This is a genomic window from Neiella litorisoli (assembly GCF_014773395.1).
GTDB classification, from domain to species: domain Bacteria; phylum Pseudomonadota; class Gammaproteobacteria; order Enterobacterales; family Neiellaceae; genus Neiella; species Neiella litorisoli.
Window position 1 is genome coordinate 38,374 of sequence record NZ_JACXAF010000017.1, and the last position, 26,102, is coordinate 64,475.

At 50.1% G+C, this 26,102-nt stretch carries 21 protein-coding genes; 10 read left to right on the forward strand and 11 right to left on the reverse strand.

Going from position 1 to position 26,102, the window contains the following annotated elements:
* Positions 1 to 46: 46 nt before the first annotated feature.
* The 3 genes from IC617_RS13075 to ccmA form a co-directional block, all read right to left on the reverse strand.
* Positions 47 to 1,006: a porin gene (locus tag IC617_RS13075; RefSeq protein WP_191145436.1), complete on the reverse strand. Its 960-nt coding sequence runs from the start codon at positions 1,004 to 1,006 to the stop codon at positions 47 to 49.
* A 244-nt stretch (positions 1,007 to 1,250) separates the two neighbouring features.
* Positions 1,251 to 2,426, reverse strand: coding sequence for an ABC transporter permease (locus IC617_RS13080; RefSeq protein WP_191145437.1), 1,176 nt, complete (start codon positions 2,424 to 2,426; stop codon positions 1,251 to 1,253).
* Positions 2,426 to 3,199 carry a heme ABC exporter ATP-binding protein CcmA gene (gene ccmA, locus IC617_RS13085; protein ID WP_191145438.1) on the reverse strand — a complete coding sequence of 258 codons (774 nt, stop codon included), beginning with the start codon at positions 3,197 to 3,199 and terminating at the stop codon, positions 2,426 to 2,428. The genes IC617_RS13080 and ccmA overlap by 1 nt, the downstream gene beginning before the upstream one ends.
* Before the next feature lie 97 nt (positions 3,200 to 3,296).
* Here ccmA and IC617_RS13090 point away from each other — a divergent pair, with 97 nt between their 5' ends.
* Both IC617_RS13090 and rdgC read left to right on the forward strand, forming a co-directional pair.
* The gene (locus IC617_RS13090) at positions 3,297 to 3,926 is read left to right on the forward strand and encodes an MBL fold metallo-hydrolase (RefSeq protein ID WP_191145439.1); all 630 of its coding nucleotides are present in this window, start codon (positions 3,297 to 3,299) and stop codon (positions 3,924 to 3,926) included.
* Between the two features lie 105 nt (positions 3,927 to 4,031).
* Entirely contained in the window at positions 4,032 to 4,949 is a 918-nt protein-coding gene (gene rdgC / locus IC617_RS13095; protein ID WP_191145440.1) for a recombination-associated protein RdgC, read from the forward strand.
* A gap of 37 nt (positions 4,950 to 4,986) precedes the next feature.
* Here rdgC and IC617_RS13100 read toward each other — a convergent pair whose 3' ends face one another.
* On the reverse strand, positions 4,987 to 5,829 hold the full coding sequence (locus IC617_RS13100) for an HDOD domain-containing protein (protein ID WP_191145441.1): 843 nt from the start codon (positions 5,827 to 5,829) through the stop codon (positions 4,987 to 4,989).
* A 185-nt stretch (positions 5,830 to 6,014) separates the two neighbouring features.
* Between IC617_RS13100 and trhP the strand changes: the two genes are divergently transcribed.
* The 3 genes from trhP (at position 6,015) to IC617_RS13115 (ending at position 10,495) form a co-directional block, all read left to right on the forward strand.
* Positions 6,015 to 7,403, forward strand: a complete 1,389-nt coding sequence (gene trhP, locus IC617_RS13105; RefSeq protein WP_191145442.1) for a prephenate-dependent tRNA uridine(34) hydroxylase TrhP — start codon at positions 6,015 to 6,017, stop codon at positions 7,401 to 7,403.
* A 146-nt stretch (positions 7,404 to 7,549) separates the two neighbouring features.
* Positions 7,550 to 9,544, forward strand: a complete 1,995-nt coding sequence (locus IC617_RS13110; protein ID WP_191145443.1) for a GumC family protein — start codon at positions 7,550 to 7,552, stop codon at positions 9,542 to 9,544.
* 162 nt (positions 9,545 to 9,706) lie between these two features.
* On the forward strand, positions 9,707 to 10,495 hold the full coding sequence (locus IC617_RS13115; protein ID WP_191145444.1) for a peptidylprolyl isomerase: 789 nt from the start codon (positions 9,707 to 9,709) through the stop codon (positions 10,493 to 10,495).
* A 1-nt stretch (position 10,496) separates the two neighbouring features.
* Here IC617_RS13115 and IC617_RS13120 read toward each other — a convergent pair whose 3' ends face one another.
* Positions 10,497 to 11,717 carry an EAL and HDOD domain-containing protein gene (locus tag IC617_RS13120; RefSeq protein ID WP_191145445.1) on the reverse strand — a complete coding sequence of 407 codons (1,221 nt, stop codon included), beginning with the start codon at positions 11,715 to 11,717 and terminating at the stop codon, positions 10,497 to 10,499.
* Between the two features lie 445 nt (positions 11,718 to 12,162).
* On the opposite strand from IC617_RS13120, the gene IC617_RS13125 reads away from it, so the two are divergent.
* Together IC617_RS13125 and IC617_RS13130 are read left to right on the forward strand one after the other, a co-directional pair.
* A complete protein-coding gene (locus tag IC617_RS13125; protein ID WP_191145446.1) occupies positions 12,163 to 13,527 on the forward strand; it encodes a reprolysin-like metallopeptidase in 1,365 nt (454 codons plus the stop codon).
* A gap of 77 nt (positions 13,528 to 13,604) precedes the next feature.
* Positions 13,605 to 14,306, forward strand: coding sequence for a protease inhibitor BamI-like protein (locus IC617_RS13130; protein ID WP_191145447.1), 702 nt, complete (start codon positions 13,605 to 13,607; stop codon positions 14,304 to 14,306).
* Positions 14,307 to 14,312: 6 nt separating this feature from the next.
* Here the strand turns inward: IC617_RS13130 and radA are convergent, their stop codons facing one another.
* On the reverse strand, positions 14,313 to 15,680 hold the full coding sequence (gene radA / locus IC617_RS13135; protein ID WP_191145448.1) for a DNA repair protein RadA: 1,368 nt from the start codon (positions 15,678 to 15,680) through the stop codon (positions 14,313 to 14,315).
* A gap of 94 nt (positions 15,681 to 15,774) precedes the next feature.
* Between radA and IC617_RS13140 the strand changes: the two genes are divergently transcribed.
* Positions 15,775 to 18,234, forward strand: a complete 2,460-nt coding sequence (locus tag IC617_RS13140; RefSeq protein ID WP_191145449.1) for a PilZ domain-containing protein — start codon at positions 15,775 to 15,777, stop codon at positions 18,232 to 18,234.
* On the opposite strand, the gene serB is transcribed toward IC617_RS13140, so the two are convergent.
* On the reverse strand, positions 18,231 to 19,289 hold the full coding sequence (serB, locus tag IC617_RS13145; protein ID WP_224745996.1) for a phosphoserine phosphatase SerB: 1,059 nt from the start codon (positions 19,287 to 19,289) through the stop codon (positions 18,231 to 18,233). The genes IC617_RS13140 and serB overlap by 4 nt on opposite strands.
* Positions 19,290 to 19,375: 86 nt before the next feature.
* On the opposite strand from serB, the gene IC617_RS13150 reads away from it, so the two are divergent.
* The gene (locus IC617_RS13150) at positions 19,376 to 20,035 is read left to right on the forward strand and encodes an AhpA/YtjB family protein (RefSeq protein ID WP_191145450.1); all 660 of its coding nucleotides are present in this window, start codon (positions 19,376 to 19,378) and stop codon (positions 20,033 to 20,035) included.
* Here the strand turns inward: IC617_RS13150 and IC617_RS13155 are convergent.
* Together IC617_RS13155 and deoC are read right to left on the reverse strand one after the other, a co-directional pair.
* Entirely contained in the window at positions 20,032 to 20,514 is a 483-nt protein-coding gene (locus IC617_RS13155; protein ID WP_191145451.1) for a GNAT family N-acetyltransferase, read from the reverse strand. The two genes, IC617_RS13150 and IC617_RS13155, sit on opposite strands and share 4 nt — an antisense overlap.
* Before the next feature lie 1,618 nt (positions 20,515 to 22,132).
* Complete coding sequence (gene deoC, locus IC617_RS13160) at positions 22,133 to 22,903, reverse strand: deoxyribose-phosphate aldolase (protein ID WP_191145452.1); 771 nt, start codon at positions 22,901 to 22,903, stop codon at positions 22,133 to 22,135.
* Positions 22,904 to 23,035: 132 nt separating this feature from the next.
* On the opposite strand from deoC, the gene tcdA reads away from it, so the two are divergent.
* Positions 23,036 to 23,860, forward strand: coding sequence for a tRNA cyclic N6-threonylcarbamoyladenosine(37) synthase TcdA (tcdA, locus tag IC617_RS13165; RefSeq protein ID WP_191145453.1), 825 nt, complete (start codon positions 23,036 to 23,038; stop codon positions 23,858 to 23,860).
* On the opposite strand, the gene IC617_RS13170 is transcribed toward tcdA, so the two are convergent.
* Together IC617_RS13170 and IC617_RS13175 are read right to left on the reverse strand one after the other, a co-directional pair.
* Positions 23,857 to 25,485 (reverse strand): SufS family cysteine desulfurase, encoded by a 1,629-nt coding sequence (locus tag IC617_RS13170; RefSeq protein ID WP_224745997.1) that lies wholly within the window; start codon positions 25,483 to 25,485, stop codon positions 23,857 to 23,859. The two genes, tcdA and IC617_RS13170, sit on opposite strands and share 4 nt — an antisense overlap.
* Positions 25,486 to 25,602: 117 nt before the next feature.
* Positions 25,603 to 26,079, reverse strand: coding sequence for an HAD family hydrolase (locus IC617_RS13175; RefSeq protein ID WP_191145455.1), 477 nt, complete (start codon positions 26,077 to 26,079; stop codon positions 25,603 to 25,605).
* Between the last annotated feature and the right edge of the window lie 23 nt (positions 26,080 to 26,102).

Sequence of the window (26,102 nt, forward strand, 5' to 3'; positions counted from 1 at the left end):
GCTAGTAGGGTGGTCGTATCAGCAACCCAAATACACAGTGTTGAATTTAGAACTTGTGCTCAATGCCTAAACCAACATAGGTTTCTTCATCGATGGTTTTGCCACCGTCGTTGGTGACATCTTTATCGAGATCACGCTGCGTTGCAAAAGCATACAATTTGGTTGGTTTTGCCAACTTGTAATCGGCGCCGACGCTGATTGAAGTTGGATCGGCACTGCCATCTTCCATGGTTTGATATTGCGCTTTGAATGTCCACGCATCCATCTTGTAAGCTGCGCTGACCATGTAACCGGTGTAATCGTCATCACCATCAACTGGCTCTTCGTTTTGGATCATCGCACCCAATACGAAATCGCCCAATTTACCCTGCACCGTTGCACGAATCACATCGTGAGCATCCACTTCACTGTCATAAGCAACTGAGGCGTAAATCGGCGTTTTCTTGAGGCTAGCATCACCGTACATGAGAGCTGTCGAGAAGCCAGTATCACCCTTTTGCTTGTTCGAGTTTTCGGTAACGTAAGTCACGCCCAACTGGAAATCGTTGAACTTTGGCGACTTGTAAGTCACCGTTTGGTCGAGGCGATTTTCACCTTCAAACAATGATTTGATATCTCCTTCCAAATCACCAAATAGATCAACTTTACCCTGTGATTGCTTCAGCACAGTGTCGTTACGACCAACTAAGACTTGGCCGAAGTCACCTTGCAAACCAACCCACTGGTTACGGGCGTCGATATTGTCGCCTTCAGAATCAGCAACATTGACTTGGAATTCTAGGGTGTAGATCACGTCCAGTGAATCGTTGACAGCCATGCCGCCTTTGATACCAAAACGTGACGCATTTGATTTCAGCTCAGCTTCGCTGCCATCGGTTCCTTTGTCATCAGAACTCTGCAAAGAGGCATTGATTTTGCCGTAAACAGAGATTGGCTCAAGGGCAACAGCAGGCGCAGCCAAAGTAGCCGCAACGGCCAGAGCCGCAGAGGATTTGATCAGATTCATCGCACATTACTCGTATAGTGTTTCGTCAAAAAAGAAGAAGAGATACAAATCGAATCTCTAACTTGGCGCAAATGGTGTCAGAACAATGTGACATTTTTATTTCAATAAATGGGTTTAATCGCGTCGCTTTGAGAAAAACAGACTTGCAGAGACTTCGCAGCCTTTATTGATACGACCAACACGTTGGAAATTAATGAGAACACGCTGCCAAGCGAAGCCAAACAGCGTGCTCTGAGAAGAGAAACTAGCGGAACAACACCTGCTCACGCTGACACCAGCGCACGGTCAGACGCGTCAGTAGCCAAGCAATAAAACCAGCATTAGCCCAAATTAGCAGCAGATAGCCCCACTCCAAGGTACCTTTTGCTAACTCCTTAATCGCCAGGGCGACATTTGATAACGGCACCATGGCCCACCAAAAGTTCATCTCAATGCCCGGCAGCGAGGCAAGTAACAGCGGCAAAAAAGGCAGCGTAAAAGCAAAGCCCATATAAGTTTGAGCCTCTTTGAAGCTGCGGGCATAAAATGAAATCGCCATCATCAAAGAACCAAACATGATACAAGCGGGGATCACCGACAATAGGATCAGAATCAGATCGTGGAAATGGAAGCTTTGCATCGCCTCTTTGACCACATCAATATCCAGCCCAAATGCTGCAGCTGCCCCCCAACCGGCCATACTCATTAGCATCAATGACGCGGTCACAAAGGCCGTGGTGGAGACCAGAGCGATTTTAGCAAGGACAATCTCGGTGGTGGTCAATGGCAACATCAATAAGGTTTCCAAAGTACCGCGCTCTTTTTCACCTGCGCCAATATCCACCGCTGGGTAAATGGCCCCTGATAGCGCGATGATCAGCATGATGTAAGGCAAAAATCCACCGACGGCTTCACCCACAGTTTCGCGCTCGTCTGCAACCGATTGTTTTTCTAGGGTAATGGGGGTTAACCATTGCTGTTGTTGCGATTCATCCAAGCCTTGCTGTTGCAGTTGCTTAACCTGCCATTGGCGAGCGAGATCAGCTTTAACTTTCTCAATCAGGCGGGTCGCTCTAGAAAACACTTCCGCGCCGTTGTAATGCAATACCCAAGTTGCACTTGGCATCACGCCCTGCACTTCCAACACCAAATCAACCTGACCGTCGGCCAAGGCTTGCTGTGGCGTCACGCCTCTTGCGAGCGTCGTCCGAGATAAACCTTGTTGCTTGTTTAACGCTGCCACCACCGAATAGTCGGAAAATTCCCCACGCACGTCATAGCGAATGGTTTCTTGTTGCTTGGCACTGGCGACTGTGGCGGTCACGCCCATACTGATCGCCATGATAATTGGCATGATCAACAGCGGCGTCAGGATCATGGTCATCATCACTCGCCGATCACGCGTCAGCTCAAGCAATTCCTTTTGATATAAGTGCCACATTAAGCTGCTCCTCCGTGTTGCAAGCAATGACGCAATGCCAAATTCAACGAATCGGCCTGAAAGTGCTCCAGAAACTCAGCGCAAGAACCAAAGAAACAACGTCGTCCTTCATGAATCACAACGATCCGATCGCACAGCAATTGCACTTCATCCATGTGATGAGTGGCAAACAGTACGGTTTTGCCGGCCTCCTTTTGCTGCTCGATGCAACTAAGTACCTGTTCGGTAGCGACGATGTCGAGTCCGGTCGTCGGTTCATCAAAAATGACCAATTGCGGATCGTGCACCAAGGCCCGAGCAATCGCCGCTCGCTGTCGCATCCCCGTAGATAACTCGGCAACTTTGCGATCAAGAAATTGCTCCAGCTTTAACTGTTCAGTCAGCAGCTCAATTTGTTGCCGCACCTGCTCGGCAGCAAGGCCGTAGCTGCGGGCAAAGAAAGTCAGATTTTCTCGCACGGTCAGCCGCTCGTACAAGCCTTTACTGCCACTCAAAAAACCAAGCTGACGGCGATAGCCCTGAGAGTCAGAATCGATCGCCGCCAAATCCGTTTCAACGGTGCCAGAATCTGCTTTTAAGATGCCGCTCAGTAAGCGAAGTGTGGTGGTTTTACCGGCCCCGTTGGCGCCGAGCAAGCCAATCACTTCACCGGCCTGCGCTTCAAAACTGATCTCGGAGAGTGCCTGAAACCATTTTCCATCGAGCCGATTGGCCGGCACGTTGGCTTTTTTGTCGACCCGAAAACGCTTCGACAAACGATGTACTTTAATCATTCCTTGATTCCTTCAATATTGACCTGATTAGTCTACAGAGCGGCTTTATTTTTGTTAAGCTGCCGCCATACCTTGTTACCATTTAGCTGCTACCCCTATGAACTATCAGATTATTCCCGTAACCGACTTTATGCAAAATTGCACCCTACTTTGGTGCGAGCAAAGCAAGGAGGCGGCGATTGTTGATCCCGGTGGCGACATGGAACAAATTCTTGAAGCCGTTGAACAGCGCCAACTCAAGGTCAGCAAAATTTTATTGACCCATGCTCATATCGACCATGCCGGAGCCACCGCCAAGTTGGCTAGTCACCTCAACTGCGCGATCGAAGGCCCACACCAAGAAGACAAATTCTGGATTGATGCGTTACCTCAGCAAAGCCAAATGTTTCGCTTTCCCAAAGTAGACGGTTTTACCCCTACTCGCTGGTTGCAACAAGGTGACCAAGTCACCATTGGTCAACGAACTCTGGAAGTGCGTCATTGCCCAGGACACACGCCCGGCCATGTGATTTTTGTCGATCACGACAGCCAGATGGCGATTGTTGGCGATGTCATTTTCAAAAACTCCATTGGTCGCACTGATTTTCCAAAGGGCGATCACGCCACGTTAATCGAATCGATTCAGCAACAAATTCTGTCATTGCCCGCCGACACCACTTTGCTGCCGGGTCATGGCCCAACCACCACTGTCGGCCAAGAGCAGCGACAGAATCCTTATATTCGCTAATACCTTAGCCAAGGTTGCCGCATTATCGTGGCGGCAACGCTTGTTCCGCCATCGACTTTATGGCTCAATATCGTCCCCTTTTTTGGCAATAGGCAAAGACACCTCATGTGGTTTAAGAACCTGATTTTCTATCGTTTTACCAAGCCTTTCGATCTCTCTGATGAAAAATTCGAGCAAGCGCTCAGCGAGTTTGCATTTCATCCATGTGGTTCTCAGGACATCAGCCAGTATGGCTGGACCTCGCCTTTCGGTCAGCAGCAAGATGCCCTGCTGCACGTCGCCAACGATTGTTTTTGGATCACGGCTCGCAAAGAGGAAAAGATCATTCCAGCAGCAGTGGTGAAAGAAGAAGTAGAAGAAAAAGCATCGCAAATCTCTGAAGCTGAGCAACGCAAAGTCAGCAACAAAGAGAAGCAGCAACTCAAAGATGAGGTGATCACCACCTTGTTGCCACGCGCCTTTAGCCGCTTTGCCAGCACCTCAGCCTTTATCGATAAGAAAGAGGGCTTACTCGTTGTCGATGCAGCCAGTCACAACAAAGCCGAAGAGTTGCTGGCGCTACTGCGCAAAAGCCTTGGCACCTTGCCAGTGCTGCCCGTTGAAGTGATGCAAGCACCTGCTTATGTTATGACTCAATGGTTGGAAAACGGCACCTGCCCAGCACCATTTACCATTACCGATGAGGCTGAGCTGTCTGAAATTGGTGATGATGGCGCAGTCGTGCGTTTCAAGCGCCAAGCCCTTGATGGCGATGAGATCAAAGTTCACTTAGAAGCTGGCAAGCAAGTAGTAAAGCTATCTTTAATGCTAGATGAGCGTGCCGAGCTGATTGTACAAGACGATTTAACCATCAAGCGTCTGAAGTTTACCGAGTTGGTGACCGATGAAAATGAAGAGGTGGGCGATGAAGATCCGCTGGCTCGCCTTGATGCTGATTTCAGCCTGATGTGCGGTGAGATCCGCGTATTGATTAAAGCCTTGCTCAACGCTATGGGCGGCGAATTGCTGCCAGACCAGCGTTAAGTTGATGCCCGCCGTGTCATGCGGCGGGCTGCTGCAATTATTCGTACAGCGTTCGCTCTTGCGCCAGCTTGTTAAGAAACTCTGGGCATAAGAAGACATCGGTCGAACTAATCACGCCCTTATCAACGTAATATTCCAACTCGTCTTTGACATCCACTTGTTGCTCGCTGTACTTCATGTACAAATGGCCCAAGCGAATAAAGTCTAAATACTCCACTTCATCGCTCTGGAAGCTCTGATTGCGCCACTGCCAGACCACACGCGCAAAATCTTCACCGAGATTCCAGTGGCGAACAATATGGACGCCGACAGTACAACTGAGTTGCTCAATCGCGTTATCAAGAAACGCAGCCGAAATCATATCCGGCGCTTGCACTTCTATTTCGGTCAAAATGGGCAAAGCACCAATCTCATGAAGCAAGCCGGCCAAAGCCAAACGGTCACGTGACAGGGTACTGCGTTTGTGCGTATTCAAATACTCTGACGATAACGCCACCGCCGCACACGACACCGAAATGCTTTGGTGCCATATTTTCCGCAGGCAGTTTTTCACAGTCTGGTTATTGGAAATAAACAATTGCTCAAGCGCCATCGCGATCGCGACATTTTTAATGGCTCGCAAGCCAATGCGGAATACCGCCGTGGACACCGAATCAATATTTGCTGAGCGACTATTGTAGGCGGTGCTTGCCACTCGAATGATACGCGCAGATAGCGCCGTGTCGGTGGCAACAACTCGTGCAATGTCGTGAAGTGTGCTGGCAGGGTCATCCGCAACATCGCGAATTTTGACGGCCACTTCCGGCAAGGTAGGAAGCACCAAGGCATCTTGTCTGATTTTCTCGGTTAAGATTCCGAGTAAAGCACTTTCAGTAGACATAAGTCCCTTAAGTTATTGTTTTCGTTTTATTCAAAAAGTTGACTGAGAGCTAAATCCATCGTCAAAACACAAACTAGCAAGTCATTTGGCTTGGTTAAACTATCAGCAAATTTGCATGGTGACGGCTACAGACGTAAAATCGCGCGCCGTTTACTATAGTTCATCATCGCCAACAGTGAGGCCATATGTTTAGCCCAGAATTGCTATCACCTGCCGGTACCCTAAAAAACATGCGCTATGCCTTTGCGTACGGCGCGGACGCCGTCTACGCAGGCCAGCCTCGCTACAGTCTGCGGGTTCGGAATAACGAATTCAATCATGAAAACCTTAAAAAAGGTATTGATGAAGCGCACTCTCTCGGCAAAAAGTTGTATGTGGTAAACAATATTTCTCCACATAACACCAAGTTACGTACCTTTATCAAAGACCTCCAACCTGTCATTGATATGAAACCCGATGCCTTGATTATGGCTGATCCTGGGTTGATTTCTATGGTTCGGGAACATTTTCCAGATATGCCAATTCACCTGTCGGTTCAGGCCAATGCAGTGAACTGGGCCACGGTCAAATTCTGGCAGCAAATGGGCATCACTCGGACCATTCTGTCGCGCGAGCTATCACTCGATGAAATCGAAGAGATCCGCCAGCGGGTACCTGAAATGGAACTCGAAGTGTTCGTTCATGGCGCTTTGTGCATGGCTTACTCTGGCCGTTGCTTATTGTCGGGATACATCAACAAACGCGATCCAAATCAAGGCACCTGCACCAACGCCTGTCGCTGGAAATATGACGCCCATGAAGCAACCGAGAACGAGGTCGGCGATGTCGTCGCCATCGATCCGAATGCCCAACAGCACATTGAGAGTGAGTTAGCCAAAGTGCCAGCAACATTGGGCGACGGGTTACCCACGGACAAAATGTATTTGCTGCAAGAGGGCAACCGCCCCGGCGAGTACATGCCAGCGTTTGAAGATGAGCATGGCACTTACATCATGAACTCGAAAGATCTGCGCGCGGTCGAGCATGTGGAGCGACTCACCAAGATGGGGGTTCACTCGTTAAAAATCGAAGGCCGTACCAAGTCGTTTTACTATTGCGCTCGCACCGCACAGGTGTATCGCAAAGCGATTGATGACGCAGTCGCCGGCAAACCATTCGATCCAAACCTGTTGGCATCGTTAGAGCACTTGGCTCATCGCGGTTATACCGAGGGCTTTTTGCGCCGCCATACTCATGATTCCTACCAGAACTATGATTACGGCTATTCGGTCAGCACCAGCCAGCAATTTGTCGGTGAAATTAAAGGTCGAATGGCCAACGGGTTAGTCGAAGTGGAAGTGAAAAACCGCTTTGACAAAGGCCATCACGTCGAACTGATGACCCCTAAAGGCAACCTCAGCTTCACCTTAGATCACATCGAAAATGGCAAAGGCGAATCAATGGAAGTAGCGCCAGGCAATGGCTACACCGTTTATCTGCCAGTCCCCGAAGAAATCGATGTCAGCCACGGTCTGCTGATGCGCAACCTCGATGGTGATGCCAATACCCGTCAGCCGTTCGTCAACGCAGGCTAACACCTATCCGCCCCCGCGCTTCGCGGGGGCGTCAGTCAAATCACGATCAACCCAGCCATTCGCTAGCCTCCAACTCAGTGAGCTGTTACATTCGTCAGTTAGGACTCATCCCCTCTCCTGGGCAGTGAAGAAAAGGACTGAATGGAATGGCTTTCGGACCGGAAATTGACGTGACCGCGGCATCTTCAAACATTCAACAGCAGCAACAAGCACAAGCGGATGCCAACACTCGTAAACGCGTGCTATTCGGTAGTTTCTTTGCCATTTTGCTGATTGGTTTAATCGCCGTATGGGTTCGCTCGCCGATTTATCAAAGCTCTGCTTTAGTGCAACTCACTTTTCCCGACATCGGCACTCTCGCTCCCGAAGCCATGGCCGAAAGGGCATTTGCGGTGAGTGAGCGTAAACTTCAAAGCGAAGGCTTACAAAACTCACTGCTCTACACGCTTCATGATTCGGGTTATAACATCAGTGGCGAGCAACTCGCCGCCATGCTAAGCAGCGAAGGCGAGCCTTCCCAGCGTATGCTCACGCTCTATGTTCGCGATCAAAACCCAGAACTGACCTTGCCGGTCATTGAAGCCTGGCTGGCGCTATATCTTGAAGAATATCAACAGCAGCAGGGCAACAGCTCTGATAAAAATCAGGATCAGACCAATGAAAAATTGGCTGACCTAGAAGCTCGCTTGGCCGAGCGCAGGCAAACGCTAGCGGAATTCAGCACCGCTCATGATGTCAGTTCTATTGAACAAGATGAAAATCGTGCGCTGAATAAAATGAAAAACGTCACCAAGGCGTTAAATCAAGCCGAGCAACAACAAATCGAAGCCGCTGCGCAACTCAAAGCGATTGAGCAAGCCAAGCGACAAGGTTCACCGATTGCTAGCCCAGATGCGAAACAGCAGGCACAAAAGCTACGAGCCGCTATTCTGGCAATTGAGCAAGACTTGACAGAGCTCAGCGAGCGCTTTACTGATAAGTACATGTCGCTAGACCCGGATATCGTCAAAAAGACCCGCAAACTCGAAGAGTTGCAACAAGAGCTGGCTGACTTAACCAGCAATAGTGCGGCGCTTTACGAAGCGGAGACGCGGCAAAACTTAGTCGATGCCAAAGGTCGAGTCTCAGCGTTAACTGCACAACGAGAGGAACTAAGGGCCGCGACCATGGCCGCGAAAGAACGCCTTGCCGATTACCGAATTATGAATGAAGAGTTGGTGCTACTGGAGAATCAGATCCGCGCCCACAAGGCCAAGCTGATTGATTTGGAGGTAGTGCAGTCAGACATCCCTCGAGTGGACGTGCTGGAATACCCATCGGCCCCCACCTTCCCCATCGGGCCCAACTACTGGCTTCATTCATTATTTGTGCTGATCGCCGCTGTTGTAGGTGCTTTAGTTAGCTTGCAAATTCTCGCCTTGATCTCGGTACGGCGGCCAAGCGGACCAACTACAGCCAACTACACCATTGTCCAAAATGCCCCGGCCGGCGCTGCGCTCGGCTCACCAATGAATCAGCAGTTGGAACACCAGCAAGATCAGCATCGGCTAGCACAAGCACCGCAGCCACAAGCGCTAAACCACACGGCATCGGCCCCTGCGATCGCCCCAATCGGCATGCCAAGACAATTAACGACAGCAGAATTAATGGCGTTGTTGGGCCAAGCGCCGGAAGATGGCAAGCTCGCCATGGCCATGCTGCTCTGTGGCGTAGCCCCAACAGAGCTGATGACCATGAATGAAGCTCAGTTCGATCTTGAACAGCAGATGCTCCATTTAACCGGCCGTTTCCAACGCTCACTGAAAGTCCCGCAGCGGCTGATTGAATCCGTTCAGGCACTGAATTTGGCTAGCGGTGCGGGTATCTGGGATCAACAAGCAGAACAACCAATGGAGCTGGCCGATATCAACGCCATGTTGCTAATCGCAGCCGAAGACGCGCAACTGGAACAACCGCAACAAGTCAATGTCGATGCGGTGCGCCATAGCTATCTTTGCTTTATCGCCGAACAAGGCTGCAAACTTTCCGAACTGGAATCGATGACGGGCTACATTCCACCGAAGCAACTCAGTTGGTACCGAGCAGTTGCCAGTGAACCAGTTGCCGCCCCCGAATTTATTCATCCTGCGTTAAATAGTTAAAACAAATTGTTAACAATTGGCGTTATTTTTGTGGGGCGCTTCACCGAACGTTGAAGTGAGCCCCGCGCAGCGACACAACTATGCCATAATCGCCCCCCAATCAGGTCGGTCACGCTGGCCGTCCTTCAGCGCCAAACAACGTAACAAGTAGTAGAAGTATTTATGTTGCCTAACACTCTTTCGAAATTGCTCGCGCCAGCAGCATTATGCTGCGGCCTCATTGCACCGCTCGCCAGTGCCACCGTGGTTCATGTCAAAACCTCGCAAGGGGATTTTGACATCAATCTATTCGACAGTACGACGCCCAAAACGGTGGCCAACTTCTTAAGCTACGTGGAACGCGAAGACTATAGCAATGTCATTGTTCATCGCTCCGTACCGGGCTTTGTCGTTCAAAGCGGCGGTTATACCTATAACCCAGAGTCACAACGGTTAGACGTGGTTGCACAAGATCCTGCCGTCGACAATGAACCAGAACTGTCTAATGTTCGCGGCACCATCGCAATGGCCAAATTAGGTTCAGATCCGAATAGCGCAACGTCCCAGTGGTTTTTCAATTTGACTAATAATGCCGCCAACTTGGATAACCAGAACGATGGTTTTACCGTTTTTGGCGTGGTCATGGGCGATGGTATGGATGTGATCGATGCAATCGCCGATTTGCCGGTTTACAACGCAGGATCACCACTCAACTCACTGCCTTTGCAATCAGAGCCTGGCGAAGATGAAACGCTCACAGACGAGCATTTCGTGATTATTGAGTCAATCACTGTCATCGACCCCAATACCGACACTAATTTGGAATTGATGCCACCAAAGACCACAAAACCGCCCACAAACGGTGGCGACAATGGCGGTAATAATGGCGGCTCAGGCGGCGGAGGCAGCACAGGTTTGCTAGCGTTACTAGCGCTGGCAGGATTGAGTTTCCGACGATTGCTAAATCGCTAAACTAAGAGGCCGAAGTAGAGCCAAGCAAGGCATTGCTCCAACCAATCGCTTCCTGATAAAACTCAGGGAGCGATTCATCAGCCAACCCCAGCCGATCCGACATAGCCGGAATGCTCTCCCAAATAGCTCTTTCGTAATCAAGCGCCAGATTGAGATAGGGCGCAATGATCCCCTCTCGATGAACCACGGCATCCTTAATGTGCGCCGACACTGGCACTTTTTCCATAATCACATCAATCGGCTGATCCAAAATCGCATCGAGCAGTGAAAACAATCCAGCGAGAAAAGCAGCCGGCGCGTGGGCTTGATCTTGCTTCGACGTCAGCAACTCGCAAAAACGTGCACGGGTGATCGATAGCCGCAGTAATTCGTCGGGCTTATCGTCAGCCAAATTAGCTGCCACAATCAGAGCCAAAAACTTGCGCAGCTCCGTTTCCCCCAAATACACCAAGGCTTGTTTGATCGACGAAATATCAGACGGGTGGGCGAAGAACGAAGAATTGACGAATCGCAGTAGTTTGTAGGTCAGTGACACATCGCGTTGAATAATGGTATTTAACTCAGCAAAATCACACTCGGGCTGAGCCAATTTAGCCAGTAACTCAACCATATTGGTTTGCGAGGGGCTTAAACCACGGCGTTGAATGATTTCCGGTCGGCTAAAGAAATAGCCCTGAAAATACTGAAAACCCATCTGCTGCATTTTCTTATATTCTTCCGGCGTTTCAACCTTTTCAGCCAACAGCTCTAACTCAAAATCGAGTTTTAACTTTTTAATCGCCAATATTTGTTTTGGGGTGCTAGCCTGAATATCTACTTTAATCATGTCGACGTAAGGCAGCAGGGCGCGCCACGCCTCTTTGTAAGCAAAATCGTCTAATGCAATGCGATAACCAAGCGCTTTCAACTTCTGACAAATCGCCAACAACTCTGGACCGGGTTCGATATCCTCAAGCAGCTCAATCACCACCCGCTCTTTTGGCAACAACTCTGGTACTTTCACCAGCAACGATAATTCAGGAAAATTAATGAACGCTGGCGCATCGCCAATAATTTCCTCAAAACCGAGATGGAGATGACTACCAGCAACCAGCTTCGACGTGGCCTCGTGGGCATCAATAGCGGGAAAGACATTGTTCAAACTATCTCGAAACAGGAGCTCGTAACCAACAAGATCAAGATCGGCGTTCACAATGGGTTGTCTGGCGACATAGATATACATAGATACTGCAACTATGGTTGATTTAGCCACTCTGGCTGAGGAACTAAAATAGTACGCGAAAGCTCAATAAGGTTGCATCCAAAGCGAGACTGATTAGTGACCGCTATCTAACTCTGAGTCTGCTAAAACCCATTGAACGCAGCGCAAGAAGAATATGAAACCCAACAATAATGTGACACAAGTCACATTAGCGTAAATTTAATAAAAACCTGCCATAGTTAGGTCACCACAATTGGTCGATTAAAAAACAATCAATTAGCTTTCTTATCATGATTGGAGCTCGCTCATCGTGTGCCAAACCCAATTTGCATTTGCTGAAACAGTTCCTTAACATCTCTATCACTTTTACTCATAGAGACGTTGAGTAAAACCTAACTTTAATGGACGCGCGCCAATATTGGATAACCACGGAACGGTTGCTACGTAAAGTTTAGGAGCACCCGTGATGGGCAAACCAATGACCAAACTGGCACGCTTGTGTTCATGTGCCGCCGCAGCAACAATCGCTTTTTCTTCATCAGCTTTTGCTACCACCATTGATGTCTTAGTACTTTACACCGATGGCGTAACCGCGCGTTATGGTGCCGGCGTCGAATCCCGTATCAATCAAGTAGTGAATGTCACCAACCAAGTCTACAGCGATAGCGACTTGAACTTGCAACTACGCTTGGTCCATAGCCAACACATTAACTACACCGATAACAACCATCCGCAAACCGCGCTCGAAGAGTTAACCTGCGATTTAACTCGCTTTCAAAGCCATAATGAATGCAATCGTGGCAGTGCCTTCAATGCCGTTGATAATCTAAGAGACCAGCATGGCGCCGATATGGTCATTTTGATGCGCCCGTACCTAGCAGCCCATGACGGCGTCTGTGGTATCGCTTGGATTGGTGGCAACGGTACCGATGGTGACTTCAGCAACAAGGTCTGGCGTGAAACGGCCATGAGTGTTGTTGGACTCGATGGCCCCTGTGCTGATTGGGTCACATCTCACGAATTAGGCCACAACATGGGCCTGACTCATTCATCGCTGCAAGATGCTCGCGGTGGTACTTACACTTGGGCTTGGGGTCATGGTAAGGCCAACGACTTCGCGACCATCATGGGGTATGCCTGGGTTTTCGGAAATAGCACACGCAAAGCCTACAACTTCTCTAATCCAGATTTAGACTGCTATGGCTCACCATGTGGTATTCCGAAAAACCAATCGGGCGCTGCAGATGCAGTTGCCGCAATTGAAGTCACTGCACCACAAATTGCCGCTTATACAGCATCAACGTCTGACGGAGGCTCAGATAATGGAGGCGACACGCCACCACCACCGGCTGGTTCACCAGAGCAGTTGAAGCAAATTTTTATCCAAGAAAAAGAAACCTTGGCGGCATTGAAACTAGTCAAAGATCAAAAAAAGCAGGAATTGCTGGCTGCCAAAACGCCGTATAAAGAAGCTCATTTGGTCTATAAAACTGCGTTGAAAGCATATCAATCTGCGCTCAATCAACAGCAAAAGTTTCTCGACAAGGTCAACGTTGCGACAGCCCAATACAACGCTTCATCAGGTGAAAGCCTGAGCTATCAACAAAAATTGTTGGCGAAAGTTCAAAAGCACACTGATTCGTACAACGCTGCCACTCAATTGGTCAACGATACCGCCCAGCAACTGAATGCTGTGACACCTGCGTATCAAGCGGCACTTAACGCTTACAATGCGGCAGTAACAGCTTTTAATACGGCCAAAGATGCCGTAGTTGCTCAAAAAGCTGTCGTTGAAGAAGCCAAACAGAACTATATCAACGCAAAAGCCTAATTTTGCTATTGTGTATTGAGTTATAAAAACGATTGGCTGAGAGTTCGCTCTCAGCCTTTTTTGTTTGAGGACGCCCTATGAAACGCGCTGTACTGATTATTTTGCCAATCGTTTTAGCGGTAGGTTTCGCGGTTAGCTACCTAATGACCGGCGACGAGCAAGCTGCGGCAAGCTCTCAACCGAGGAGCAGCCAATCGCAATCAGCCACAGATTCACCTGACGGCAGCTTTAAGCCGCTCGCTCCACTCGAACCAGCAACAACAGTGAAGCCGATTCAACTTATCGATCCACAAGATGCAACTGCACTCGAGACATCAGCGCAGGCCTTAGATTCTGTCGCCCAGCCTTGGCAAGCCCATGATAATTATGACATTGCGATTCCAGATGAAATTGCTGCGGCACCAAGCTTTCAGTTAGTCACCATATCGTCGTCAATGGAGAGTGAAATCAGTATTGGCGATGTGATTGAGCTACCACTGAGCGAAGCGGGCGAAGTGATCACAGTAGAAGTCACCTCAGAAACACTTAATGACAATGGCGATTACTCTTGGCAAGGCCAAACTGTCGGCGGAGACCACAGTTATCCGGTCATCGTGACCCAAGGGCCAAATGGCACCTACGGCTCAATTGCTACCGAAGATGGCACTTACACATTAACGACAGTGGATGGTGAAGGGGTCGTTTACAAAAATCCACCGTTACCAGAAACCCATGATGATGATTTTCTGGTGCCGCCCATTTCCGACGACAACTCTAGCGTTGATGATCACGGGCATTAATCAAAGTTAGATTTGCTCCAACGCGTCCGACAAATTTTTCACGGCGACCACTTCAATCCCTGAAATAGGTTGTTTGGGCGCATTGGCCAGCGGCACGATGGCTTTTTTGAAGCCGTGTTTGGCCGCTTCTTGAATTCGCTCGATACCATTGGTTACTGGGCGAATTTCCCCAGACAAACCGACTTCACCGAACACCACCCAATCGTGGGGTAGCACGCGATCGCGAAAGCTCGACACCAATGCCAATAACAAGGCCAAATCGGCACCAGTTTCGGCGACCCGAACACCGCCAACGACATTGACGAAAACATCCTGATCGGCCATTTGCAGACCACCATGCCGGTGCATCACAGCTAGCAACATTGCCAAGCGATTTTGCTCCAAACCCACCGAGACTCGCCGCGGGTTGGCAAGCTGTGAGCTATCTGCCAACGCTTGAATTTCTACCAGCAGCGGCCTAGTGCCTTCCCAAACCACCATCACAACGCTACCTGCCGACTGTTCTTCGGCACGCGATAAGAATATCGCCGACGGGTTCGACACCTCTTTCAGCCCTTGTCCGGTCATGGCAAACACGCCGAGTTCATTGACCGCGCCAAAGCGGTTTTTGGTGCCGCGCAGGGTGCGAAAACGGCTATCGGCAGAGCCATCCAGCATGATGGCGCAATCAATACAATGTTCGAGCACCTTAGGACCGGCCAAAGAGCCATCTTTGGTGACATGCCCGACCATAATAATGGCCACGCCAGATTGCTTAGCGAAACGTGTCAAATGAGCCGCCGACTCGCGGACTTGCGACACGCTACCGGGGGCCGATTGAATGTCATCCAAATGCATCACTTGAATCGAATCAATCACCATGATTTCGGGCTTTTCGCTATCGGCCAAAGCACAAATATCAGCAACATTGGTTTCCGCCAACATCCGCAATTTATCACTTGGTAAACCCAAGCGGGTAGCACGCATCGCCACTTGCTGCAACGACTCTTCACCGGTGACATAGAGGGCTTTACGACCACTCGCCAAGTGACACATAACTTGCAGCAGCAACGTACTTTTACCGGCCCCTGGGCTACCGCCAATCAAAATCGCTGATCCCGGCACCACACCGCCGCCAAGCACCCGATCTAATTCCTTAAAACCACTGCTAAAGCGAGGTACCTGCTGCAAATCGATCTCGGCCAAGGTTTGCACCTTAGCGGCAGTAGCACCAGCATAGCCTTGGCGACCACTGGTACTGGTTCGGCTTTTAGTCGAGCCCAGCCGCACTTCAGAAATCGTATTCCACTCGTTACATTCGCTACATTGGCCTTGCCAACGAGGAAAATCAGCACCACATTCGGTACAAACGTAAGCCGTCTTGGTTTTCGCCATGTGTCATCTCCGCTATGATGCTGGCATACTAAGTGCTTAACTTATCAATGCACAACAATTAATTGACACCTGCCCCCAAGCAGGGCTTTGCTGGATGAATATTGAAGATTACCGCCCCTTGATTGAGCAACTGAAGCCCTTGGTCAAAGAGCCTGACTTTGAGGATTTGCTTGCTCGATTTCTGCGCTCAGAGCCGACTAAGAAACAGTTTTTCATCAAAATGGAATTAAAGCGGCTGGCCGAACCTTGCATTCGGGTCATCGACGTGCGCAGTCGTGCGGGCGAATCTTTCCGAGAAGTCAAAGCTGGTAGTATCACCCATTACTTAGATAGCCCTACTCAAGCGGTGTTTGATGCCCAAATGAAGATATTTGGCCGCTATACCATGGGAGTTTATGAGGCGGTCATTGAAAAAGACAAAGCGCTCCGCGCAGCCTCCAAAATGCAGGTATCGGCAGTTGCAGAAGAGCAAGCTGACGATCAGCAAAGCGTCGCCAGTGCCATGTATAACTTGCCGCTGCTGCATTTGGGTAAGTCGGTCAAACGTCAGTCAGAGCGGTTGATATTATCTGCCAAAGTGACCGCCACCCTGCCTGCGGACCGTGAAATCGAAGCGTCAATCTCTGACTTCTCTATCCAAGGAATGAAACTGCGGGTAGATGCTCACATCTACCTCATCGAGAAAGCGCAAATCACCGTCGATCTCAGCTTCATGCGCGCCCGTGATGATCATCAAGGCGGCCATTGGCAAGCCACTTATCGTTTATTGGGGATTCATAAGCAGAACAACTTATACAAGTGGTTGCGGCTGCAACGGATCGACAATGACTCCTTACTAAGTGAGCGCATTCAGCGCTATTTTGAAGCCCAACACAAACGCCTGACCGTAGATACCGATGCATCGGTCGAATCCGTCAGAGCGCGTGGTTTCGAAGATGCTTACTTTCGCCAAATGTCGGCAGTGCCGGTACTCATTGGTTTAGGTGATAACGGCTTAGAACCGCAAGTAGCCCTGCGCAGCGAGGCCAATAGCGCTATTTTCGATTTCTGGCGCGGGCTTGATGGCAATGTCTGGCTTGGTGATGTGTTCACGCCGTCTCGCCTGAGAGAAATGGCTGCTAATGCACGCAGCGGCCAATCCACGTTATTTTATTGCTTTAACCACTTATCCGGCGGCAAACTGCATTATTACGTAGCCAGCCACCAGCAATTAGTCAAAGAAGGGCTGATTGACTTATTTTTTGGTTTCGCCAGCCACCGCGATAGCTGGCGGGTATTCTCTGCCTCAATTCACACCTTATCGGTCGACGATGCCGAGCGACCTTTGTCGCTCCCCGATGACTTGCCAGAATACAAGCACGAGCCAATGGATCGAGCGACCCGCTCAAGGCTAAAACCGCTAAAAGGCGTGATTTACCTATTTGATGTCACCAGCCGGACCGGCACCAATTGTTATCGAAGCAACTACAGTGCTGCCGACCAAAATCCCAATGACCTGAAACGTTTCCAAATTGCTACAGGTAAAACAGCGGTGCATGAAGAAGCCTTTGAGTTTCGTCATCAACGCAGCGAAGTTCGTTACCTATACCGCACGCCAATCGATGCCAAAATAGCCGAGCGAGCCGCCACCGGCACTACCTTGAATTTATCTGGGAAAGGCTTGCAAGTGCAGCTGAAAAAACCTCTGCCGTTGGCAATTGGCGATCCAATCTCAATCTCGCTGCCGCAACTGCAAAAGCTCAACAGCAAAGTGAAGCTGATGGAAGTGCCCTACCGAGTGGTGGCGATGAACCAATCGCAAACCTTGATCAGCATGCGGATCAACTCGGACACGGTGCATCCAACCGTGGTGCCATTTCTCAAGCAGTTGCTCAAAACCAATGACAAAAAACTCAAACGTGCAGCCGAGAATCTCGCGCTGCCAGAGTATGTCAGTAGCTTGCGCAACATGTTGGTGCCAACGTTACCGCACCCAGCCATGTTTGTTAGCCGAGTGGATAAAAAAATCGGCATCAGCCATATCGCCAGCAGCAATGATGACAACGGCCTCGTCAGCTTTCTCCAGCAGCTATTTGGCCAAACCGAAGCGAAATTTGCCGAAGGTGTCAATCTAACGTTTTTACAGCGTGGCGAGCGTTTCAATCAGACCATGCTGCGACCGCTTCGAGTGCTCCAAGAGGGTGGCGATATTTGCTACGTCGAATGTTTAGTCGCGGCGGTACGAAACTACAAAGGCGACATCAACCAGATTGACTGCTTATACGTGATGAACAACACCGAGCCAGAGCAGATCCGCGCATTTATCGAAGCGGCGAAGAAAAAATCTGATTTATTTGCCCTGCGCCTGACCCTGTCGCGCTACGGCAACCCAGACATGATGTCGATTAATAAAGAGCTGCACTACATCAGTGACTACGCCACCCACAAGGCGCAAGCCCTTGAAAAAGAGCTGGCCTCAATCATGGGAATTGGCGAGATCATCGACATCACCGACGAGATGTTGATTCGGACAGGCCTGCATCAGTCTGTCCAGAATGCCAAAGAAGCGAGTTAGCTGTTGCTACTTGCCAGTAGGTAATAAATGCCTTCAAGGCCGTGGTATTTCAGGGCGGTTGTGGCTTTAGCCGCAACCACGGGTTTTGCATGATAAGCCACACCCAATGCCGCCGCCGCCATCATGACCAAATCATTGGCACCATCGCCAGCGGCAACAGTTTGTGATGGTGGGATATCAAACTGCTGTGCTAGCGCAACCAGCGTATCGGCTTTGCGTTGGGCGTCGACAATGTCGCCAAGTACCTTGCCGGTGAGCTTGCCATCGATGATTTCCAACACATTGGAGACCGCCGCATCCAGCGGTAACGTATCTTTCAGGTAATCGGCAAAATAGGTAAAACCACCAGAAGCAATCGCCACCCGCCAGTTTTTCTGACGCAGAGCAGTCACTAGCTCCGGTAACCCAGGCGACATGGGTAACTGCTCACGCACCTCAGCCAGAATGGCTTCATCGGCATCGGTTAAGGTCGCTACTCGAGCTCGCAGACTTTCGGCAAAATCGAGCTTACCTTGCATGGCCAGCTCGGTCACTTCAGCAACTTGCTCTCCGACACCTGCTAATTTCGCAATTTCGTCAATGCACTCAATCTCAATGGCTGTTGAGTCCATATCCATCAGCAGTAACCCGGGTTGCTCAACTGAGGGCGCATCCGTTAAGAGGTTAAATTCCCACAAGCGTTCAGCGGCCAAATCGGCCAGTGCTTGCAAATCATCTGGCACCGCCGCCAAACCAAGTACCAATGCGCCCATGCTCGCTGGCTGATACAGGCTCGCGAGGCAATCGCTACGCACGACATCCACTGCGATCAAAGCGATAATTTCAGCCAAATCCTGAACGTTAAGCAGCCCCTGAATCACCAACCGACATTGCTCTTGCGCTAATGGCGCAGCTAACGGCGTCGCGCCTTGGTGCTCAGCTTGGCTAACAATGGTCAGTTGGCTGGCGTCGCACGCGGTCACAGCGCAGGGTTTATACTGCTCGATAAGCGCCGTTAAATATGCAGATTGAGTTTGTTTACTCGGATCGATGATGATCTGATGACAGAAGTTCAAAAGCTAACTCCACAGAAGATGTTTTATTCAGTGGCGATATGGTAGTAGGCTTAACAATGTGCGTAAACCTTTAAGATTTGGACACTATGGCTCAATCTACTATTCGCTTGTCACCAAGACGCCGTAGCCGCTTTATTCAGCTGCTATTGGCGATTGTCTTGCTGTTGGTGGTGTTTCAGATCATGCGGGTTTACCAGTTGGGGCGGCATGACATGTTAATGTCCCAATCACGCAGCCTGACCCGCGCCATTGTTGAGCAAAGCGCCGCAGCCGCCCTGCCCGCAATGCGCAATCAGGACGATAGCGCGCTGGCAGATATGGCCAATGTCTTGATCCAGAATCCGGCGATTTATGACGTTGCGGTTTATGACAACCAAGGTTTGCTGCTCGCCACCAATGATAATTATGTGTCACTCAGAGAGCGTTTGCCTGAGCTGACCACCACCGATCACGCCGAACAACTCAGTAGCCGAGTAACGTCTATCTACGATCAGGGTGAAGTCGTTGGCTTCATGCAATTGACGCTGTCATATGCAGCTTTACAGCACGATACTCGCGATCAAATGAGGCAATTGGACGATCAAATGCGATTGGCGTTGATCCTAGCTGCACTGGCCGGATTCCTATTTTCGGGCAGTATTCGCCGAGGCATCCGAGCGGCCACTCGGATCCGCAGTCAAGAGCGGGTCTATAAAGAACCAGTCAAACCAGCATCTTCCGCTGACCAAACAGGCTCTAGCGACTAATCAGGCTCAGTTCGATAAATCACCATGCCCCGAGCTTGGTAGTTTTTCAGTGCATGCGGATGATCTAGATCGCAAGTATGAACCCATACTCTGGTTGCCTGCCATTGCCAAGCTTGTTCAATCGCTTGGCTCAACAAGTAGCCACCAAGCTTTCGATCGAGAAAATCAGGTGCAACACCAAAGTAAGCAATTTGCACGCTACCATCGGCTTGCTTCTCTAGCTCAAAATAACCAGCCGGCGTTCCTTGCCAAAGCAACATAAAGAGTCGTAGCTGATCACGGTGCGCGTAATCGCGCCACTGCTGATCGCTCCAACTCGCTTTATCAAACCACTGCCAAGCAGCACCGACGTACTGATAGAAAAATCGGTTCAGCTCAAATTGCCGCTGCTGACACTCGATCACCTGAGCATCTATGGAAGGCGCAGGTTTAGCCTGCAACGACGCCGGTTGAGTCATCTCTAAATAGTAAATCGTCATTGTTTAACTGCGATAAAGCTGCATCGCGATATTAAAATACTGGGCGATCAGTAATAGCCGAAGCATCCACAACACCAAAGCGAAATAGCGCAACAAAAAAGAAAGCCCCGACACATTCGTGCCGGGGCTATTTACATCGATTGCAAGTTCCTGTTTGCGAGTCGTTCCCTCTTACATTCCGTTGCGATGTCCGTCCCTGAATCGTTCCTGATCAATCCCAGATCGTCCAGCATCCATTCAAAGCTCTATCCAGAGCCATCTCGTTCCGTGCTTCCTGCTGGCTATCCTCAGCCTGCGTCCTAGTTAGCGTCCTGCCAACGAGGAATAAAGATACAGCATTATTGATTTAGAACAATTGTTTCATTCCGCTTAATTTCTCAGACACCAAATTGAAACAAATCATAAAAACAAGTAACACCCTGTAATAAATAGACATTTATTAAAACAAGAACAAATAACAAGCAAGTCATTGGTGATATCACTCACACGCTTTGTAAGAGATATCTCACAAAGAGATGGCAAATATCTGCTTGCGTTGTTGCCGACAATGGAGTGGCGCCCATTGCGAGCGCCCAAAAGAAAGGCCCCAAACCTTTTACAGGTTCGGGGCCGAGTAGCATTGTGCAAGTTTCCGTTTGCTAGAGAAATCCCTTACACATTCCTTTGCTTCGCTCTTCCTTGAACGTTCCTCGTACTCCTTGTACGTGTCCAGAGTCCTTTCAAAGCATCTTCCTGATGCCATCTACTTCCTAGTGCTTCCTGCAGACCATCCTAGTCTTGAATCCCTGTGTCAGCGTCCTGCCAACACTTGCTAATTTACGCCGATGCCCCAAAAGGACAATGTCAGCAAAATAAAAAATATTCACGATGGCTGAATTTATAAACAGCAACAAACATATAACAATTTAAATTCAATAAGTTAATAAAAGTTGTTGAGAAAATTTATGCGTAATAACCCTGATAAATCGCACATTGTTGTGAGATATTTCGCACAAAGGCATGGTGCGTTTTGGTAATTCTGAGAGAGGCTGAAAACAACCGAATTGACTTATTCATAGCAAGCCATAAAAAGAAAGGCCCCAAACCTTTTACAGGTTCGGGGCCGAGTAGCATTGTGCAAGTTTCCGTTTGCTAGAGAAATCCCTTACACATTCCTTTGCTTCGCTCTTCCTTGAACGTTCCTCGTACTCCTTGTACGTGTCCAGAGTCCTTTCAAAGCATCTTCCTGATGCCATCTACTTCCTAGTGCTTCCTGCAGACCATCCTAGTCTTGATTCCCTGTGTCAGCGTCCTGCCAACAGTTGCTAATTTACGCCGATGCCCCAAAAGGACAATGTCAGCAAAATAAAAAAAATTAACTAAGGCTGAATTGGTAAGCAGTAACAACGATATAACAACATAAATTCAACAAGTTAATAAACGTTAACGAGAAATTTAATGCACAGCAACACTGATAAGTCGCACAGTGTTGTGAGATATTTCGCACAACACAAGGGCTGCTTTGCCATGGCTGCTACGGTCCGCGGCGCTCGGCATCGTCGGCCTGACCATTGGCACATGCCGTCGCAATACCTCGGGAATCAAGGACGAGTAATACCGCGCGAGGCATCACAATGCACTAATAGCCAGATGGAATACTATGAATGTTGGAGTCGCCGCAATGGCGCAAGACATCATCTAACAAGCCAGAAGCGCCAAACCGGAAGTGACTACTGACCACCCAACTGCGACCACAAATTTGCTCGGCCAACTCTAAATAAGCATCGGCTTGCTCGAGGGTACGAATACCGCCTGCAGCTTTAAAACCGCAACTGCCACCGCTACGGCGGATCGCTTCGAGCATAATACGGGCCGCTTCGAGGGTTGCATTCACGGGCACTTTGCCGGTGCTGGTTTTAATAAAATCAGCGCCTTCGGCAATCACTTGTTGGCTGAGTTGAGCAATCAGGTCAGTCGGTAATTCACCGGTTTCGAGGATCACTTTTAGTCGCACTTTCGTGCCGCATTCAGCTTTGACGGCTCCCACCATGTCACGGCCAATATCCAAATTGCCCTGTATGGCTTGTCGGTAGGGATAGACCAAGTCCACTTCGGCAGCCCCCGCCGCGATTGCCGCTTGCGTTTCTGCCACCGCTTGCGCAATGTCGCTGTTGCCATGTGGAAAGTTGACCACAGTTGCCACCTTAATGGCGGCCGCATCCGCTTGCGCCAAGGCGTATTTGGCAATGTGGACAAACTGCGGCCAGACACACACCGCGGCAGTTTGGCCCACCGGCGAACTGGCTCGTTGGCACAATTCCACCACGCTGGTATCGGTGTCGGTGTCATTTAACGCGGTCAGATCCATCAGACTCACAACTTTGCGTGCTAACGCGTCAAACTCCGACATGGCAATTCTCCTCAACAATGATGTGTAATCATCATAATACAACTAGCCGAAATTAAAGATAAAAACTGATTGTTTGGGTCACTGCGCACGACTCCGTATAATAGCCAGCGATTTTTGGCGAGGCGAGACAACATGATAACCCCAGACAATGCCCAGCGATTTGGCGGAATTGGCCGCTTATATGGTCAACAGCAACTCGAATGGCTGACTCAAGCCCATGCCTGCGTGATCGGCATTGGCGGTGTTGGCAGTTGGGCCGCTGAAGCACTCGCTCGCTCTGGCGTTGGTCAAATCACCCTGATTGATATGGATGATATTTGTATCAGCAACACCAACCGCCAAATTCACGCACTTGACCACACCCAAGGCATGGTCAAAGTCGATGCCATGGCCGAGCGCATTCTGGCCATCAACCCAAGTTGTTTGGTCAATCCAATTGCTGAATTTATCAGTACCGACAATCAACGCGATTTACTCCACGACGGCCTCGATGTGGTGATTGATGCGATTGATTCGATTGCCGCGAAAACTGCACTCATTGCCTACTGCAAACGCAACAAACTGCCGCTGATTGTTTCCGGTGGTGCGGGCGGGCAAACCGATCCTCGACAAATCACTAGTGGCGATCTGGCCAAAACCACCCACGATCCGCTCCTTGCTAAGATCCGCAACCAATTGCGTCGCGAGCACAACTTCAGTAAGAATCCGAAACGGAAATTTGGCGTCGAGTGCATTTATTCAACCGAGCAGTTGGTCTACCCACAGGCTGATGGCAGTGTCTGCGCCAGCAAAACCAGCAGCGCTGAAGATGGCAGTATTCGGCTTGATTGTAGCTCTGGTTTCGGCGCAGCAACGATGGTCACCGCTACCTTTGGCCTGATGGCAGCAGCGCGCGGTATTGACAAACTGCTGGCGAAACGACAGCGCCAACACAGTGCGCAAAAGTCAACAGATTAGGTTTTAAGTTGTTGCTGGAGCTGCTCGATAGCAGCACTAATGCCACTTTGACGAGTCATCGACAGTTGTTGGAAAAAGGCCTGCTGAGCGAGCCAATCACGGCCATCAAATTGCCGCTGTTCGGCAACAGCTAGCCGATTGAAGTCGAGCGCCAGCAAATGCAGCATACCGCGAACCACATTGGCCTCGCTGTCGACCAAGCACTGCCAACCTGATTCTCCGTGCTCAAGCTGCAACCATGTCGCGCTCTCACAATCATGGATCAAATACTGCGGCGCTCGCTCGGCCTTCAATGCACTTGGCAGTGCCTTGCCAACGATTATTAAACGGCTTAGCGTTTGCTGCCAGCTTTGCCCGACTTTCAACGCCGCAACAGCCTCATCCAGATCCAAATGATTATTCTCTGCCGACACCGCGGTTTCTGTGTCGCCTTGATGAGCCGCATCAATCGCGGCGATCAGTTGATCAATATCCTGTTGATTGGAGTAACAGCCCAATGACAACCTCAGTGTCACCGGCTCCCCGAGGGCTGCCAACAGCGGATGAGCGCAGTGCTTGCCTAAACGCACGGCCACGCCGAACTGATCGAGATACTGAGCCAGATCTTGCGGGTGAATCCGGTCGCTGACGAACGATTGCACCGCCACTTGCTCGGCAGGAGCTGCGATCAGGCGGATGCCATCAATGGCAGCCAAACGCTGTTGAGCATAGGCCAATAACGCCGCTTCTTGTTGCTGCCAGTCCTCAGGCAATTGCTCGAGAAATGCGACCGCACTGGCCAAGCCAATGGCGCCTGCGATATTCGGCGTGCCGGCTTCAAAACAATGGGGAGGCTGTGCCCAACTGGCCGTGTCATAGCTGACCGCTTCAACCATCTCGCCGCCAGTTTGCCAAGGCTGACACTGGTTGAGCATGTCATTGCTCAGTAAAACCCCACCAATGCCGGTTGGACCATACATCTTATGACCCGAAAAGGTATAAAAATCAGCGCCTAATTCAGCGACATCAACAGTGAGATGAGCCGCTGCCTGAGCACCATCGATCAGTACTTTGGCATCGTATTGATGGGCCAAGGCGATCATGTTCGCGACCGGATTGACAGTCCCCAACACATTCGACACATGAGTCAGTGCCACCAGTTTCGGCCGTCGCTGCAGTAATTGTTGGAACGCTTGCTGATCTAATTCACCAGTGGCTAGCACCGGAATAATGGCTAATTCAGCATTGCGAGCACGACAAACCTGCTGCCACGGAATTAAATTGGCATGGTGCTCTAGGCCGCTGACCACCAGCAAATCGCCAGCATTTAGTTGCTGAAGCGCCCAGCTATAAGCGACAAAATTAATCGCTTCGGTACACCCTCTGGTCCACACCAAATTGCGGGCCGACATGCCAAAATAGCCCGCCACCTTGGCCCGCGCTTGTTCAAATTGCTCGGTTGCTCGAGCTGCAATGGTATAGCCAGCCCGATGGACGTTAGCGTTGTCGCGGCGGTAAAAATGTTGAATCGCCGCCAGCACAGGCGCTGGCTTTTGACTGGTCGCCGCACTATCGAGATAGGCCAACGGCTGGCCATTAATACGTTGTTGAAGCGCGGGAAACTGGTGGCGAATGTTTTTGTTCAAGTTGACGTCCGACGATGACAGGGGCAACAAGGGCTGGGCCGCTATTTTCCACCATCAATCAATCGATAGCAATTAGGCCACGGGATGGATTTAGTTGCCGCCCACTCTTGCCGCCCATTAATGGAGCTGCGTTAGCTGTTCAAGCCGATCAATGGACAACACATCAGCTGGCGCCTGCTCCATTTGATTGCGGCGAAACCAGACCGCCTTCATGCCAATAATCTTCGCTGGCTGAACATCTCGCCGCAGACTATCACCGATCACCGTGATCTGGTGCGGCGGGCATTTCAGACGCATCATGATCCGCAGTAAAAAAGCCGGCGAACCTTTTTGCAAGCCGACATCATTCGGGCAAAAGTAACCAGCAATGTAGTGCGCCAAATTAGCTTTGGTAAACACCTGCTCGATATCTGCTGGCGTCGATTCTTTAGCGCCACTGGCAATGTAGATATCACCGCGCTGGGATAGAAAACGCAAAGCCTGCTCCGCGCCTTCGATCACTTCAATCCGCGGCCAATCACACATTTTGCCGGTCATACCGGGCAAATCAGTCATTAGGGTATTGCCCCAGTCAAACAAATAAATGGGTTTCATCCGCACAAGTTCCAACTCAATGG

Bases quoted from the DNA above. Each gene is read 5' to 3' on its own strand.
- IC617_RS13120 (WP_191145445.1), bottom strand. From the start codon at position 11,717: ATGTATATCTATGTCGCCAGACAACCCATTGTGAACGCCGATCTTGAT.
- tcdA (WP_191145453.1), top strand. From the start codon at position 23,036: ATGATAACCCCAGACAATGCCCAGCGATTTGGCGGAATTGGCCGCTTA.
- IC617_RS13080 (WP_191145437.1), bottom strand. From the start codon at position 2,426: ATGTGGCACTTATATCAAAAGGAATTGCTTGAGCTGACGCGTGATCGG.
- IC617_RS13110 (WP_191145443.1), top strand. From the start codon at position 7,550: ATGGCTTTCGGACCGGAAATTGACGTGACCGCGGCATCTTCAAACATT.
- IC617_RS13075 (WP_191145436.1), bottom strand. From the start codon at position 1,006: ATGAATCTGATCAAATCCTCTGCGGCTCTGGCCGTTGCGGCTACTTTG.
- deoC (WP_191145452.1), bottom strand. From the start codon at position 22,903: ATGTCGGAGTTTGACGCGTTAGCACGCAAAGTTGTGAGTCTGATGGAT.
- IC617_RS13100 (WP_191145441.1), bottom strand. From the start codon at position 5,829: ATGTCTACTGAAAGTGCTTTACTCGGAATCTTAACCGAGAAAATCAGA.
- IC617_RS13175 (WP_191145455.1), bottom strand. From the start codon at position 26,079: ATGAAACCCATTTATTTGTTTGACTGGGGCAATACCCTAATGACTGAT.
- trhP (WP_191145442.1), top strand. From the start codon at position 6,015: ATGTTTAGCCCAGAATTGCTATCACCTGCCGGTACCCTAAAAAACATG.
- radA (WP_191145448.1), bottom strand. From the start codon at position 15,680: ATGGCGAAAACCAAGACGGCTTACGTTTGTACCGAATGTGGTGCTGAT.
- rdgC (WP_191145440.1), top strand. From the start codon at position 4,032: ATGTGGTTTAAGAACCTGATTTTCTATCGTTTTACCAAGCCTTTCGAT.
- IC617_RS13130 (WP_191145447.1), top strand. From the start codon at position 13,605: ATGAAACGCGCTGTACTGATTATTTTGCCAATCGTTTTAGCGGTAGGT.
- ccmA (WP_191145438.1), bottom strand. From the start codon at position 3,199: ATGATTAAAGTACATCGTTTGTCGAAGCGTTTTCGGGTCGACAAAAAA.
- IC617_RS13125 (WP_191145446.1), top strand. From the start codon at position 12,163: ATGGGCAAACCAATGACCAAACTGGCACGCTTGTGTTCATGTGCCGCC.
- IC617_RS13155 (WP_191145451.1), bottom strand. From the start codon at position 20,514: ATGACGATTTACTATTTAGAGATGACTCAACCGGCGTCGTTGCAGGCT.
- IC617_RS13150 (WP_191145450.1), top strand. From the start codon at position 19,376: ATGGCTCAATCTACTATTCGCTTGTCACCAAGACGCCGTAGCCGCTTT.
- IC617_RS13140 (WP_191145449.1), top strand. From the start codon at position 15,775: ATGAATATTGAAGATTACCGCCCCTTGATTGAGCAACTGAAGCCCTTG.
- IC617_RS13115 (WP_191145444.1), top strand. From the start codon at position 9,707: ATGTTGCCTAACACTCTTTCGAAATTGCTCGCGCCAGCAGCATTATGC.
- IC617_RS13090 (WP_191145439.1), top strand. From the start codon at position 3,297: ATGAACTATCAGATTATTCCCGTAACCGACTTTATGCAAAATTGCACC.